The 15851-nt window shown below is 59.2% G+C and carries 11 protein-coding genes; 2 read left to right on the top strand and 9 right to left on the bottom strand.

Annotated elements, in window-relative coordinates:
• The first annotated feature begins 92 nt into the window (after positions 1 to 92).
• Complete coding sequence (locus HF682_RS00445) at positions 93 to 1856, top strand: flavin monoamine oxidase family protein (RefSeq protein ID WP_168875296.1); 1764 nt, start codon at positions 93 to 95, stop codon at positions 1854 to 1856.
• Entirely contained in the window at positions 1846 to 3021 is a 1176-nt protein-coding gene (locus HF682_RS00440; RefSeq protein WP_168875295.1) for an FAD-dependent oxidoreductase, read from the top strand. Before HF682_RS00445 ends, HF682_RS00440 begins: the two co-directional genes overlap by 11 nt.
• A gap of 66 nt (positions 3022 to 3087) precedes the next feature.
• Here the strand turns inward: HF682_RS00440 and HF682_RS00435 are convergent, their stop codons facing one another.
• The 9 genes from HF682_RS00435 to typA form a co-directional block, all read right to left on the bottom strand.
• Complete coding sequence (locus HF682_RS00435; protein ID WP_168875294.1) at positions 3088 to 3987, bottom strand: diguanylate cyclase domain-containing protein; 900 nt, start codon at positions 3985 to 3987, stop codon at positions 3088 to 3090.
• 51 nt (positions 3988 to 4038) lie between these two features.
• Positions 4039 to 8274: a response regulator gene (locus HF682_RS00430; RefSeq protein WP_168875293.1), complete on the bottom strand. Its 4236-nt coding sequence runs from the start codon at positions 8272 to 8274 to the stop codon at positions 4039 to 4041.
• Positions 8274 to 9251, bottom strand: coding sequence for a TRAP transporter substrate-binding protein (locus tag HF682_RS00425; protein ID WP_168875292.1), 978 nt, complete (start codon positions 9249 to 9251; stop codon positions 8274 to 8276). Before HF682_RS00425 ends, HF682_RS00430 begins: the two co-directional genes overlap by 1 nt.
• A gap of 259 nt (positions 9252 to 9510) precedes the next feature.
• Complete coding sequence (locus HF682_RS00420) at positions 9511 to 10434, bottom strand: carbohydrate kinase family protein (RefSeq protein ID WP_168875291.1); 924 nt, start codon at positions 10432 to 10434, stop codon at positions 9511 to 9513.
• Positions 10431 to 11648 carry an AGE family epimerase/isomerase gene (locus tag HF682_RS00415; RefSeq protein WP_168875290.1) on the bottom strand — a complete coding sequence of 406 codons (1218 nt, stop codon included), beginning with the start codon at positions 11646 to 11648 and terminating at the stop codon, positions 10431 to 10433. Before HF682_RS00415 ends, HF682_RS00420 begins: the two co-directional genes overlap by 4 nt.
• 27 nt (positions 11649 to 11675) lie before the next feature.
• On the bottom strand, positions 11676 to 12653 hold the full coding sequence (locus HF682_RS00410) for a LacI family DNA-binding transcriptional regulator (RefSeq protein WP_168875289.1): 978 nt from the start codon (positions 12651 to 12653) through the stop codon (positions 11676 to 11678).
• A 231-nt stretch (positions 12654 to 12884) separates the two neighbouring features.
• Positions 12885 to 13235: a RidA family protein gene (locus HF682_RS00405; protein WP_168875288.1), complete on the bottom strand. Its 351-nt coding sequence runs from the start codon at positions 13233 to 13235 to the stop codon at positions 12885 to 12887.
• 20 nt (positions 13236 to 13255) lie between these two features.
• Entirely contained in the window at positions 13256 to 13906 is a 651-nt protein-coding gene (locus HF682_RS00400) for a MarC family protein (RefSeq protein WP_168875287.1), read from the bottom strand.
• Positions 13907 to 13978: 72 nt separating this feature from the next.
• The gene (gene typA, locus HF682_RS00395) at positions 13979 to 15790 is read right to left on the bottom strand and encodes a translational GTPase TypA (RefSeq protein ID WP_168875286.1); all 1812 of its coding nucleotides are present in this window, start codon (positions 15788 to 15790) and stop codon (positions 13979 to 13981) included.
• Positions 15791 to 15851: the final 61 nt, after the last annotated feature.

Raw genomic sequence — 15851 nt, 5'->3', positions numbered from 1 at the left:
GTCAATATCGTCATCCATAATCAAATGCCTGTGCGGGCCAGCCCGCCATTCTGTCGCTGTACACACTGTCACCCATGCAAAAGGATATCAGCATGTCCGTACGCAAGATCAGCAGTCTGCAGATTGAAGAAGACCTGAAGCTGGGTCAAAGTGATGAGTTCGATGTCATGGTGGTCGGTGCGGGGATGTCCGGCCTGTATACTGCCTGGCGCATGAAGAAAGAGTGGCAACGCAGCCCGGTGCTCAGCAAGCTGGTCAAGGAAAATGGTACCGGGCAGCTACGCATCGGCATCCTGGAGTGGAGCGACCGGGTCGGGGGTCGGCTGGACAGCCGCATCATTGCCGACATGGAGAATGTCCCTGCTGAGCTGGGCGGCATGCGCTTTACTGACAGCCATCTGATCGTCAACCAGCTGATCGATGACTTTGGCCTGCGCAAGGATGTTGATGTCTTCCCGATGACCGACAACAGCCAGTTTTACCTGCGTGGCGAGCGGTTCAGCGAAGACAAGGTCGCGCCAAAAGACCCGCATGTGCCGGGCTATAAAGTGCCTTACCAGTTGCCCAAGGACGAACAACGGCAGACTCCGAACCAGCTGTTCAACTTCGCCATCAAGAAGGTGTGCGACTACTCGAACAGCTGGACTGATGCCAACTGGCAATGGGTCAAGGAAAACTTCCGTTATTCCGATTCGGTCTATCGCGACATTGCGCTGTACGACATGGGCTTCTGGAACATGTTGTATCAGACCCTCAGCAATGAGGGCTATGACTTCGTGTGGGATGGTGGCGGCTACAACTCCAACACCATCAACTGGAACGCAGCAGAAGCCATGCCTTACATGTTGACGGACTTCTCGCAGCCGACTGACTTCAAACGCATCAAGACAGGCTTTCATCAGTTGCCGGTTGCCATGTACAAGGAACTGCGCAAACTGAATGTGCCGGTATATCGCAACCTGCGACTGACACATTTTGAGAAGCACGGTGAGTGGACGGAGGGTACTGTTGCGGTCACCCGCGATCCGAAAGTGAAGGGCAAGTTCAAGGCCAAGGTGCTGTTCCTCGCCATGCCGCGTCATAGCCTGGAGCTGATTGATCAGGATTGCAGTTTCTTCCAGGACCGGAAGGTACAGTACAACATCCAGTCCGTACTCAAGCAGCCGGCTTACAAACTGTTCCTCGCCTACGAATCGCGCTGGTGGGGCAAGGAATTTCACGCCGGGCCGACCATTACCGATCTGCCCCTGCGCATGACGTATGACTTTGGCAGCGAAAACGAGCGCGGCGGCAAACCGACCGATACCCGCACCCTGCTGCTGGCTTCGTACTCGGATATGCAGGCGGACAGCTTCTGGAAAGTGCTTGAGCGTAACCGGCCCTATGACATTCCGCCGGAGTGGGAGCAGATCGGTGCCGATGGTGGCGCCCCGGCCCCCGAGGAAATGAAGCGCATGGCCGAAGGCATGCTGCTGAAGGATCTGACCACCGACGGCAAAACCCCCACCCCGTCCAAACTGATCGGAGCTTACTATCAGGATTGGTCACAAGCCCCCTATGGTGCAGGCTTCCATGCCTGGGCGGCCCACTACAAGGCGTGGGAAGTGATGAAGGAAGTGCGCCATCCGATGTCTGACCGTCACGTCTACATCTGCGGTGAAGCCTACTCCAACGCCCAAGGCTGGGTGGAAGGGGCCGTGTGTACCGCCGAATCCATCCTGGAGGAGTTTTTCCAGATGCCGCGCCTGCAAGGTATCCCGGCCAGCTACCCGCTGCTGACCCCAAAGCCAGTCAAGCCCGGCCAGACCGAAACCAACCCGACCTACCACCACAAGGCGAACAGCTATGTCTTCTGATGTGATCCAGCACGTTGATCTGGCCGTCCTCGGCGGCGGCACCATTGGTCTGTCTGCCGCTTACTATGGGGCCGCAGCCGGCCTGAAAACCGTTCTGTTCGAACAGTATGACTTTGGCAATGACAAAGCCAGCTCGGATGGCGACTCCCGCATGTTCCGCGTCATGTACTCGGAAGAGGACATGGCCCAGCTGGCGGAAGCCTCACTGGGCCAATGGCAGGAAATTGAGCACTACACCGGCGACCGCCTGCTGGACCGCAAGGGTCTGTTGTTCTATGGCTTGCCTGCCTCCTCAGTGGAGGGCAATCTGGAAGAGTGCGCCCAGGTGATGAGCCAGATGGGGATTCCCTATACCCGTTATTCGGCTGAACAGTTGCCGCGGGCTTATGATGTCTTCAAGGACATTCCGAAAGACTACTTTGGCCTGTCGCAACCGAGTGGCGCAACCATTCTGGTCAAGCACTCGCTGCATACCTTCGCCCGGCTGGCGCGGGAACATGGTGCCCATCTGCTGACACATTGCAAGGCCACCATCCGCCCCTGCAAATCCGGCAAAGGGCCTTACCTGATCGACACCCCCAAAGGCATCTTCGAAGCCAAGCATCTGGTGCTGGCTCCCGGCGCCTGGTCGAATCCTGTGCTCAGTCAATTCGGCATGCAGCTGAACTTGACCATCTGGCAAATGACCGTGGCTTACTACAAGGTGGACCCGCATCTGAAGTGGCCAATGTGGTACGAGTTTGGGCCAACCAAAAACAATCAGCAGCAGTTGTTCTATGGCTTCCCGCTGCTGGATGGCTCGCACAAGATCAAGGTCAGCGCAGACTTTACCAACAACCAGTACCAGGATCCGTCGCAGTGCACCTACCAGCCTGACCCGCGCATTCTGGATCAGATGTCCAGCTTCATGATGCATCGTTTCAAAGGGGTGGAGCCCACCCCGCACGATGCCATCTGCTGCCTGTATACCATGAGCCCGGATGCACAGGTGGTGCTGGATACCCTGCCCGGCTTCGAGAATGTGGCTGTGCTGACTGGCGAATCTGGCCGTGCCTTCAAATACACGCCGGTATTTGGCCGTATCCTGGTGCAGCTGGCCACCACCGGCAAGAGCACCTACGACATCAGTGAGTTCAGCATCAAGCGTAAAGGCATTATTCGCTGATTGTTTGTCCCAAAGCACAAAAGGCAAGACTCATGCCTTGCCTTTTGTTTTGCCGCCGCGCACCCGTCAGGGGCCAATCACGCGGTTACGCCCTTGAGCCTTGGCCTGGTACAGCTTCACATCCGCTTGTTGATACAGGCTCTGCTCAGCCTCCTGATGCTGGTGGTCCAGCATGGAGACGCCAAAGCTCGCCGTGACATGAATGGCCACATTGGACTGTTGATGCGGGATCGCCAGATCAATGATCAGCTTGCGAATGCGCTCTGCCAGAATGGCTGCACCTTTGCCATCCGTCTCTGGCAACAGGCAGGCGAACTCCTCCCCACCCACACGCGCGACCAGATCCGCAGGGCGCCGCAAGGCCGTGGCCAGGGTCAAGGCCACCAGCCGTAAGCAATCATCCCCCGCCGGATGGCCGTATAGATCGTTGTAATGCTTGAATTCGTCGATGTCCATCAGCACCAGCGACAGCGGCATACCATGACGACGGTGACGGGAAACTTCCTGCAGCAGGGCCTCATCAAAGTGCCGGCGATTGGCCAAGCCGGTTAATGGGTCCGTTACAGCCAGACGCTGCAAGAGTTCATAAGCACGTCGCATTTCGATATGGTTACGAATGCGGGCACGTACAATGGCCGGACTAAAGGGTTTAGTGATATAGTCCACCGCGCCAGAAGCCAGCCCCCGCTCTTCTTGTACCGGGTCTGACAGTGCCGTGACAAAAATGATGGGCACACTGGCCGTCAAGCGGTCCGTCTTCAACAAGCGGCACACCTCATAGCCGTCGATGTCCGGCAGCATCACATCCAGCAGCACCAGGTCCGGACGAGGCATCATTCTCGCCATGGCAATGGCTTCAGTGCCAGACATGGCAAAGCGGACCTCGTAATGCTCCAGCAGCGCGCTGGACAGCGCCTCAATATTGGTCGGGTCATCGTCGACCACGAGGATGGTGGGCTGGTGCATCAGCACGTCCTGTCGCACACGGTTGTTATAAGGATTCAGAATAGCCCAGGCTCAGGAGGGAGAATTGGCGCTCAGTTTTGCACAAATTTCGTCCAATGTGTGTTTTGCCTGCGCAAAATCCAGTCGGGACATGGCTTTTTCCAGCTCTTGTGTCGCTTTCGCATCGACTGAGTTCAGATAGGCGCGACCAGACTCAAACTGCTTGCGGGCGCGCAGGCTACGGATATCCAGCAGCATGCCCAGCTCATCCAGGGCACCGGCTTCAGGCTCCAGTGCGGTCTCAGTTTCCTTGACCTCTGACGCCAGCACCTGTTGTTCCAGCAAGCCAATGCTGTGCACCACTTCGCGGAGGGCATCGGACAAGGCCAGCAAGTCTGGCGAGCCCGACGTCACCATACCTTGCTGCAGGCCTCGCTCCAGTTTTTCAGCGACCGCGGCCACCTGCTTGGCGCCCAGTGTTGCAGCAACCCCCCGCAAGGTATGCGCCAGACGGATAGCCTCCTCATCCGCTCCTCGCGCGATCAGCACCTTAAGGCGCTCGCACGTATCCGCATAGCCATCCCGCAGACGGAATACCATGCGCCGGAATGTGGCCTCACGCCCGCCCAGTCGACGCAAGGCATCGTCCAGATCAAACCCCGGCATGCTGGGCAAGCTCGGCGGGGTCGCAACCGGATGGGGTGGCATGGGCGATACGGGCTGCCCAGGCGGCCCCAGCCGTTCGGGTTTCACCCAGCGGGACAGGGCATCACTCAGACGGTCCGGATCAATCGGCTTGGCCAGATGATCATTCATGCCGGCATCCAGGCAACGCTGACGCTCACTTTCCATGGCGTGCGCGGTCATCGCCACAATGGGCAGCTGTTCCGCATCCAGGTGTTGCCGAATCCGCTGTGTGGCTTCTATACCATCCATTTCCGGCATCTGTACGTCCATCAGCACCAGATCGAATGCCCCTTGGGTTTGCTGAATGATCTCAACGGCTTCCCGCCCATTGCTGGCGGTGGTGACCACAACCCCCATGCTGCTCAACGCAGTGACGCCAAGCTCGCGCAGCAATTCAGTATCCTCCACCAGCAGGATGCGCGCGCCAACCAGTTCCCGGCGCAAGCCATAGCCGCTCCCTGTCATATCGGGCAGGGTCAATGAGCTATGCCCGGTCAGCGCCTGTTCCACCGCTTGCAGCAGGCGACTTCTCTCCAGCGGCTTGGTGATCAGGTGCTGAAAGCCCAGTGCCTTCATCCGGGCGCTCCAGCGCTCACGCTGCAGAACAGAGCTGATCATCACGACCCCCGGCTTGCCATCCCCCTTCAGCAGATGTCCATATTGCGCCGCAAAGCGAAGGTCGGCCTCATCATGCAGCTCCAGCAGAAGGAGCTGGCATCCTGTTGCAAGCAGCGTCTCGGCTTCAGCCATCTGCGCGATGAATTGCACCGTAGCCCCCTGCTCCTCCAGCAACCCTTGCAGCAGCTGCCGTGTCTTCACATTGTGGATAGCCAGCACGCAGGCACAACCTGCCAATGCCGGGAGGGTCATGGGCCTCGTTTCACCTTCATACTGCAGTGGTAACTGGAATGAGAAATTGGAGCCCTGCCCCGGCTCGCTCTGGACACTGATCTCGCCCCCCATCAAGTGCACCAGCTGCTTGCTGATGGCGAGCCCCAGCCCAGTACCACCATAGCGACGGGTCGTAGAGGAGTCGGCCTGACTGAACGACTGGAACAGCCGGGCTTGCTGCTCAGCGGTCATGCCAATCCCGGTGTCCTGTACCGAGAAATTCAAAGTGACCGACTGCTCCTGCCGTTGCAATTGCCGTACGGAAATTACCACCTCGCCCTGCTCGGTAAACTTGAGGGCATTGCTGGTCAGGTTCAGCAAGATCTGCCCGATCCGCAGTGGGTCCCCCTGCAACAGCAGGGGGACATCCGGGTCAACCACAAAGATCAGTTCCAGCCCCTTGCCATCGGCCTGGATCGCAGCAATGCCTGCCAGATTGTCGAGCAGGGTGCGCAGGTCAAACGCAACAGACTCCAGCTCCAGCTTGCCCGCCTCGATCTTGGAGAAATCCAGTACATCATTGATGATGCCCAGCAGCGTCTGGGCTGCACCCTGTACCTTGCCAAGATAGCCATTCTGCTGCCCGGTGGGGGCAGCACCCAGCGCCAGCTGCGTATACCCCAGAATGGCGGTCAGGGGTGTCCGGATCTCATGGCTCATATTGGCCAGAAATTCACTTTTGGTCCGTGCTGCCGCTTCGGATGCCTCCTTGGCCTCGCGCATGACGGTTTCAGCGCGCTTGCGTTCGGTAATGTCCTGCAGCGCGGCGAACATGGCGGGCTCATCGTTGTAGTGGATGACGATGGCAGACAACAGGGCCCAGCAATCCCCGCGAAACAGGCTTCGGATCTGTACTTCCTGATCAATTACCGAGCCAATCTCGCTCAGTTGCTGCATCAACGCCGTTCGCACACCCGGCTGGACAAACAGGAAATCGATTTCACGGGTGGCCGTATCTTCCGGGTCTCCCAGTCCGTTGAGGTCCCCAAAACGATGGTTGTAATACAGCAACTGCCCATCTTGCAGGCGTGCAATAAACAAGGGAAAGGGCGAGGCTGCCAGGATGGCGCGCTGGCGTTCTTCACTCAGTCGCAGTGCCGTCGTCTGCTCACGTAAAGACAGCATGGCGCTGCGGAACACTCCCAATGAAGAGGCCATTCGGGAAATTTCGTCATTACCGGCATCCGACACCTCCACATCCATCTGCCCGCGCGCCAGGTTCAGCATGCTGCGGGACAGGCGTGAAAGGCGGCCTGCGATGCGGCGCCCAACATAGAAGCCACCCAGAACGGTTGAAATCAGCAGACCGGTGACTGCCAGGGCAATCAGCAGCCAGGTACTGTAGTGCAGCCGCTGAGTGAGAATACCCAGCTCACCGTCCAGATCATTGCCCACTTGCTCCGTCACCTGCCGGACCCGCATGACCAGCTGGTTGGTTCGCCGCCAGTTGTCACCAATGATGGCCTGTACCGCCAGCGCCACCTGCAACTGCCGTTGCCGCACCATGAACATGCCATCCGGCCCTTCTGAAAGGCGGCGGATTTCCTCCACCCCTTGTCGAAGTGCCTGCAAGCTGGTTTCGGTTTTAATATCGGCCAGATCGTGCCGCGCCTGCGACAGGGTTTTGGCAAAGGTCGCCCGGATCACCGACAACTGAGACTCATTCGGCGCATTGGCAGCCTGCGCCAGCAGGCTAAGCAGCAAGTTGCTGTCGCCCTGAAAACGTTGCACGGCGCCCAGTGAGTTGACCTGTTCCGACACCAGCACCACCACAGCATTGGTGGCTTCCAGGGTAATCTGGTCACTACGTGATACCAGCTGCAAGGTACTGGCCCTGACCTGCGGTTCAACCAGCTGATCAAAGCGCGCCACCGCCGCCACCACCATGGTCAGCCGACTTTCCTCGCCCTGTGACCATGCCTTGTTGACCGTCTCCAGCAGGGCACGCCCTTCCTGCTGTACTGACAAATCTGCTCGTGGCAACTGACGCAGGATGGCATCACTGATCAGGAAGGCCTGCTCCTTCAGCTGTGCGGGCGGCAGCCGACCGCCCGCCAGCGCGACCAGCCGATAGGCTTCGGCACGCATTTGCAACAGCGACTGAACCTGGCTGAACTCCCCATCAATCAGACCATGAATGGAAGCGCCACTCGCACTGGACACTTTCCGGGTTGCTGCCAGCAGGTCCGCGTTGGCGGCGGTATACACCGGTGCCACCACAGACAGTAGCTTGCGCTGACTGTTTCCCGCCATGGTCAGTAACTCATTCTTGCGCGCCTCCAGCTGCAAGCGCTCTCCGACCCGCCGTTCGGTTTCGCTCGCATTGCTGCGCAAGCCATTCAGCTGACCAACCAGCTCAGCGGTCATGCCGGTATTGTTACCCGCCAACGCAGCAATCTGCTCCGGCAAGCCATCGAGCTGCGCACGTACCCGCCGACTGACCTCTTCCTTGTCTTGCTGCGTGGGAGCGCCCGCCAATGCCGCAAGATTGGTAGCCAAATCCTGGCTACCCAGTTGCAAACGCGCTGCCAGCTGTGTCGCGGGAAAGCTGTGTCTGGAAACCGTGCGGGCCGTGTCCTCCACCTTGCTGAATGCCCAAATGGCAGCAGCAGACGCCACCAGCGTCAGGGCACTGACAACGGCAAAAGCGAGACGAAGCCGGGCCGCAATGCTGACGGGCTTGCCCGCAGGCATGGCCTCTTCGGGGTTGATCGTGCTGGTGTTCTGCATCAACGGCGTGCAGTCAAACCGACCAGTTTGCCAACAGTGCGGTTCCAGTTGTCCACACACTCATTGCTGCAGCGTTGCGCCCAGCGCCGGATCACCACCTCGGACAGTACCTTGCGCAGCAATTTACGATCACTCTCTGAGACCGGAATCAAGGTCATCTTGCCGCGAATTCCGCGGGTGCAGGGATCATGGCCGGTATTACAGTTGATCCCTTCCTCCGTTTCACTGGCCGCTACTGACCAGATGGCACTATTCATCTCGTCCAGGCCCGCCATCAGATAGCGCTGTACCGCCGGGTCCAGCCGGTCCCAGGTTTGCTGGTTAACCCCCTGCATGGCCATGCTCCAGCCCATGGGCAACACATAAAGATACTGGGTGATTTCCGGCAGCTTGGCTGCATTGCCGGGCAAAGCCCCAGTTACCGCGCAGTCAATCGCGCCATCGCGAATCGCCGCATAGGCTTCGCCAAACGGGATATTGACCGACACGCCCCCCAGGGCTTCGACCAGCTCCCCAACCGGGCGCGTCCCCACCCGGACTTTTCTTCCCTTGAGGTCCGCAATACTGCTCAGCCGTGATTTGCAAAAGAGAATCTGGGCCGGGTAAGGCCACACACCCAGCACCTTGATACCATGGGCTTTCTGGAAAAACTGATCCAGCACGGGTGTATACACCTTGACCACCGCGCGTGCTGTTGTGACATCCGGGCTCAAGCCCGCCAGATCAGCCCCCTCACCTTCCACATCGCTGTCTGTGCCATAGGCCAGCACCATGGTGCCAAAGTCGACCGCACCCAGCTTCATCAGGCGGATGATTTCGGTGCCTTTCAGCCCCAGCTTGTTGAAGGCCGTGATTTCCGCGGTCACCTGTCCAGCCGATTTTTCCGGAACACTCTTGCTCCAGAACGGCTCTTCATAGTTACGGAACTGGCTGAGAAAATCCCAGGAGCCGACCACCTTGAGGTGGGTACGTGGCAAAGCAGGTTCTTCCGCCTGCACGAGCCGGGAACATCCCAAAAACAGAAGCACAACAAACAGGCAGCGCATTCACGTTCTCCCCCGTGGCCGGGTGACATTCATATGACAGTCACCCGCAGTCTATCCTGATTATATGGCACTACGTTGAATGTGCCAGAAAATCAGCAAGGACGGCCCTGTCCGCTCGCCCAGGCGGTTAAATAAGGAGGAGAAGCGGGTCAACCATGCCGCCATGGCTGACCCGGAAGTATAGACACGATCAGGCTGGATCAACCTGCACACGCTTGCGGAGCTCGGTCAGCTGAGCCACAGTCGGTGCGCCCGCACCGGCTACCAGGCACGCCGCAGCACCAGCAGCAACCGCACACGCCAAATGCTCAGCCCAGCCCATGGCAGGCTGTTGCATCAGGCTGTACAACAAACCGCCCATACTGGCATCCCCCGCCCCCACCGTATCGACCACCGTGATCGCCGGTGGTGCACACCGCCAGTGTTCGTCGTGTATCAGCAGCTCAGCCCCGGCTGCGCCACGGGTGTACAGGATGGCAGCATTGGGGTTCCATTGCCGGATGGTCTGCAGCGCTGCCGCAGCATCATCATGCCGGAACAAGCCTTGCAGATCTTCATCCGACACCTTGATGACATCTGCCAACCGGCACATCTGCTGCAGCATGGGGTCATAACGCGCATCCATCAGCTGGCGGAAGTTGGGGTCATAACTGATGCGCCCGCCGGCCTGCTTGATGGATCTGGCCAGATTCAACAGGGTCGTCGCCAGCGGCTCCCGCGCCAGACTGATCCCGCCAAAGTGTCCCCATGCGACCGCGCTCAGCCAGCCCGCCGGCAGCTGTTGCGGGTCAAATGCAAGGTCCGCACTCTGGTCTCCAATGAAAAAGTAGGCGGGCGGATGCGTCTCGTACACCATGGCCAGCAAGGGTGAGCGGGCAACCCTTTGCATGAAGCGCATGTCCAGCCCGGCCTCTTCAGAAGCACCCCACAAGGCGTCACCAAACACATCCTGACTGACCGCGCCTGCAAACGCGCTGGGAACATCCAGCCGTGACATGACACGCGCCACATTCCATGGTGCGCCGCCGGTTTTGCTGAGCCATTGGTCCTCACCCGTACGGATCAAGTCAGTCAAGGCTTCGCCTGCCGACACAAAGCGTGGCAAGGGGCTCATGCGTCTTGCTCCGGCAGTACATTCAAGACTTCGTAGCATGCGCCCATGGTGTGATAATCCACCTTGCCCGCCGGGCTCTTCTCATCCGAGTAAGACCGGTTATCCGCAGTCAGGATGCGATACCAGGCCCCATGCTGATGGTCAACAAAGTGCTGCCAGCTGTACTGCCACAAGCGCTGGTAATCCGCCCAGTAACACGCCTCACCCGTGCGGGCCGCCAGCAGGGCGGCTGTCGCCAGGCTTTCCGCCTGCACCCAGAAGTATTTGTCACTGTCGCAAATCTCGTCTTCCGGACCAAAGCCGTAATAAAGGCCTCCATGCTCAGCATCCCAGGCCTTTTGCATCGCCGTATCAAACAAAGTCCGCGCACGCGGTAACAGCCAGTCACTTTCCCGCTGCAACTGGGCGGCATGGCGCTCCATGATCAGCAGCAGTTTGGCCCACTCGGTCAGGTGGCCCGGCTGATAGCCCCAAGGGCGGAAGATATTGGTCTTGTCGTCCCGGTTATAGTCCCAATCCACAGACCAGTCGGCATGATAGTGCTCCCACACCAGACCATTGGCGAGAGCAGCCTGACGATTGACGATGTTATGTGCCAGCGTCTCGGCGCGGTGCAGATAGCGCACCTCTCCCGTGGCCTCAAACGCCGCCAACATGGCTTCGCAGGCGTGCATATTGGCGTTCTGCCCACGGTAGGGGTAAAGCTCGGACCAGTCCGCACTCGCTTCATCGGCGTACAAGCCATGTGCAGGTTCCCAGAAGCGCTGCTCCATCAGCGCATACGTTTCCTCCAACCAGGGCCGCGCCTGGCTTTCGCCCGCCATCACTGCGTGCGCATAAGCCAGCAGCACAAAGGCCAGCCCATAGCAGTGGTTGGTTCCATCCATCACCGTTTTCTCACCCTGCTGCCAGTGCAATTGCCAGGCATAACCTCCGGTGTCGGCATTGCGATGTACCTCACGCAAGAAGCGCAAGCCATGTTGCAGGCCCGGCCGCCAGGCTTCGCCAAACTGGCGCGTCGCCATCGCATAATTGAAAATCATGCGGGTGCTGCTGACCAGATGACGGGTCGTCGTATCGTAGACAGCACCATCATCCTTGAGGAAGTGGTAGAACCCCCCGTTCGGGTCAATGGCACGCGGGTGATAGAAGGACAGCGTGTGCTTTATATGCTGTAACAAAATGCTACGCTGGTGGAAATCCGGAAAGACCATTCACTCACTCCTGCTGAAATCGGTTCATCATTGCCCAGCCTCACTGGAACTGGCGCGCACCACCAACGTGACCGGGTGTACTTCCTGCTGCATGCCTTCATCTTGCAACAGCAACGCTACCGCACGCTGCCCCAGCCGCAACTTGTCCACCCGCACGGTACTCAGCGCCGGGTGTGCCAGGCTGGCGGCTGCAATGTCATCAAAACCCACGATAGCCAAGTCCTGCGGCACGCGCAGGCCACGCTGCCGGGCAACCTGCAGCAACAGCAAGGCGGCAGCATCGTTATACGCAAAAATGGCGTCTGGCGGCTGCGGCTGGTCCAGTAGCTGGTGGCTGACCTGCCACACGGCATCCTCAACGGTCACCCCTGCTGGTAGTACCGGCTCCCATGCCGGATTGGCCAGCATGCCGGCATCAAACAGCGCCTGCCGATACCCCATGGCACGTTCACGAATACTGTAATGCGCCAGAGAGCCTGACAAAAATGCCACTTTGCGCCCCTGCTGCAACAAATGCCGGGTGGCCAGCCAGCCCCCTTGCCGATGGTCTGGGTTCACGGAGGCCACGCCTTGCTGCCAGGCATCCAGCAATAGCATTGGCAAGTCGCGCTGTGACAGCCTTTGCAAGACCTCAGGCTCGAAGTAACCCGCACACAGCAAGGCATCGGGCTGGTGCAAGGCCAGCAGTTCCGTGAGCGGGTCTGTCGGGCCGATGGACAGAAAAGTCAACACCACCCCTGCATCCTGGCAGGCGGTCTCGACCCCTTGCAGCACCGCCGAAAAGAAGGGATTGGCCACCAGGGTACTATGCTGACGATGCAGCAGGAAACATACCCGACGTACTGCCGATTTTCGCAAGCGTGCCACGTCATAGCCCAGCTCTGCGGCGAGTTGCACAATTCGCGCGCGCGTCGCCTCCGCCAGACCCGCCTGCCCTTTGAGGGCTCGGGATGCCGTCGCCACCGACACCCCAGCCAGAGCGGCAATCTCGCGCAAATTACTCATCCAGGCCTGCCTCGCTGTCTTGTTGTTCCAGCTGACTGATTGACATGCTACTGGACGTGGTGCCCAGTGAGTCAGTCATACCGTAAATAACAATGTTTACCATGTTTAGCTAAACATTGTCGCCAGGCACGCAAAAATGAAAACACCCCTGCCCGCTGTGGGGTCAGGGGTGTTGCATGAATGCCAGCCGCGCAGTCTGGTATGACCAAGCCCGGCTCACCGCCCATTCACTCAGCGTGCGGCGGTGACCACCATCTCCACTTTCAATGAGGGGTGCGCCAGGGCAGCCTGCACACAGGCGCGCGAAGGCGCCGCACCCGCAGGCAACCAGGCATCCCACAGTGCATTCATGGCGGGCAGGTCAGCCAGATCAGGCAAGTAGATCAGCACTTGCAGCAAGCGATGCTTGCCACTGCCCACCGCCTGCAGCCGGCGCTCGATCGACGCCAGCACTTCCTGGGTCTGTGCGGTAATGTCTCCTTCCAGCGTCTGGTCAGCCACTTCCACCAGATAAATGGTGTCGCCATGTATGACCACGTCCGACCAGCGCGGGGTGACCCCAATTCGCTCAATTTCACTCATGTCTCGCTCCTGTTCACTTTTTATTTCAATGGCAGCTGCAGCATTTCACGCACAATCGGCGTCAGCCCGCTGAAGAAAAACTCCACCGCGATCACCATGACGATCAGACCCATGATGCGGGTCAGCATCTTGTTGCCCTGCTCACCCAAGCGACGCATGATCGGCTGCGCGCCCAGTAGCAGCAAAAAGGTCAGCAGGCAGCTGAACAGCACGGTCGCCACCAGCAGGCTCTTCTGCGTCAGGTTAGTACCCTGATGCATCAGGATGATGACGGTCGCAATGGTGCCGGGCCCGCTGATCATCGGCATGGCGATTGGCGTCAGCGCCACATCCTTGGACGCCCCATCCAGCGAGGGGCCAGCTTCTTTGCGCGGCACATGTGGCATGCTGGCCAGGCGCGCCTGCACCATCTCATAGCCCATGATGAAGAACAACACACCCCCCACCACCCGTAGGCTGTGCACCGAGATGGCAAAGAAATCAAAGATCAACTCGCCAGTGAGCGCAAAAGCCACCAGGATGGCTGAAGCTATCAGGCAGGCACGCAGCGCAATGCGCCGGGCGTGGCGACGGTCCAGGTCTGCCGTAATACCGCTATAGACCGCCATCACCGCCAGCGGGTTGATCATGGTCAGCAGCGAGGTCAGACACAGCAGAATATATTGCAACATACAAGTCACCTACGGTCGTTCAAATGAAAACAGCGCGCCGGTGCGCGCTGTTTTCAGCCGGGCAGCAAGCCCTTACAGGCCGCGCTGTGCACGCTTTCGGTCGTTCTCCGACAGGTGGCGCTTGCGGATACGGATGGTCTTCGGTGTGATTTCCACCAGTTCATCATCGTCAATGAACTCCACCGCCGATTCCAGCGTCAGCTTGATCGGCGGGGTCAGGCGCACCGCTTCGTCGGTACCGGAGGCCCGCACGTTGGTCAGCTTCTTGCCCTTGATCGGGTTCACCACCAGGTCATTGTCACGGCTATGGATGCCGATGATCATGCCTTCGTACAGCTTGTCGCCCGGGCTGACAAACATGCGGCCACGGTCTTCCAGGTTCCACAGGGCGTAGGCTACAGCTTCACCTTGCTCCTGCGAGATCAGCACGCCATTGTGACGGCCCGGCAGATCGGCCTTGACCGGTGCATAGTCATCAAACACATGGCTCATCAGACCGGTACCACGGGTCATGGTCATGAAGTCAGACTGGAAGCCGATCAGGCCACGCGCCGGAATGTGATATTCCAGACGGGTGCGGCCTTGACCATCCGATTCCATATTGGTCAGCTCACCACGGCGGCGGCCAATTTCTTCCATCACTGCGCCCTGGCATTCGTCTTCCAGGTCGATGGTCAGGTTCTCGTACGGCTCACACTTCTCGCCGTTGACATCCTTGTACACCACGCGCGGCTTGGCTACGGCCATTTCAAAGCCTTCACGGCGCATGTTTTCCAGCAGAATGGTCAGGTGCAGTTCGCCACGGCCAGACACACGGAACACATCCGCATCACCGGTATCTTCCACCCGCAGCGCCACATTGGTCAGCAGCTCTTTGGTCAGACGATCACGAATCTGGCGGCTGGTCACAAACTTGCCTTCGGTACCGGCCAGCGGCGAGGTGTTGACCATGAAGTCCATGGTCAGCGTCGGCTCATCCACCGTCAGCATCGGCAAGCCAACCGGATTGTCCTTGTCGGCAATGGTGACACCGATACCGATGTCTTCCACACCCGAGATGATCACGATGTCACCGGCTTCAGCCTCGTCCACCGGCACCCGGTCCAGACCCTTGAAGCCCAGTACCTGGTTGATGCGGCCTTGGGCCACCTGGTCTTCGTGGTTCATCACCACCACAGCCTGACCCGGCTTGATGCGGCCATTCAGGATACGACCCACCCCCAGACGCCCGGTATAGCTGGAGTAATCCAGCGCCGCCAGCTGCAGCTGCAACGGGGCTTCCGGATCGCCACTCGGTGCCGGTACGTGCTTGAGCACGGTGTCGAACAGCGGACGCATGTCCGACGATTCCTGGACCAGCTCCATCTTGGCAAAGCCATTCAGGCCGGACGCGTACACAATCGGGAAATCCAGCTGCTCGTCAGAGGCACCCAGCTTGTCGAACAGGTCGAAAGTCTGGTTCACCACCCAGTCCGGACGGGCACCCGGACGATCAACCTTGTTGATCACCACGATCGGGCGCAAGCCCAGCGCCAGCGCCTTCTTGGTCACGAAACGGGTTTGCGGCATCGGGCCTTCCACCGCGTCCACCAGCAGCAGCACACCGTCCACCATGCCCAGCACGCGCTCCACTTCCCCACCGAAGTCGGCGTGACCCGGGGTATCCACGATGTTGATGTGGGTACCTTCGTAGTCGATGGCGGTATTCTTGGCCAGGATCGTGATGCCACGCTCCTTTTCCAGATCGTTGCTGTCCATCACCCGCTCATCAACCTGCTGGTTGTCGCGGAAGGTGCCGCTCTGGCGCAGCAGTTGGTCCACCAGCGTGGTTTTACCGTGGTCAACGTGGGCAATGATGGCGATATTGCGTAAGGCGCGTGTCATGGGCTTTTCTGCCGAATTTTCAAAACCCTGAATCATAACATGGTTTTGTGTCAGTCGTCCG

Origin of the sequence: Leeia aquatica (genome assembly GCF_012641365.1) — a bacterium.
GTDB classification, from domain to species: domain Bacteria; phylum Pseudomonadota; class Gammaproteobacteria; order Burkholderiales; family Leeiaceae; genus Leeia; species Leeia aquatica.
This window is presented reverse-complemented; position numbering and strand designations above follow the sequence as displayed.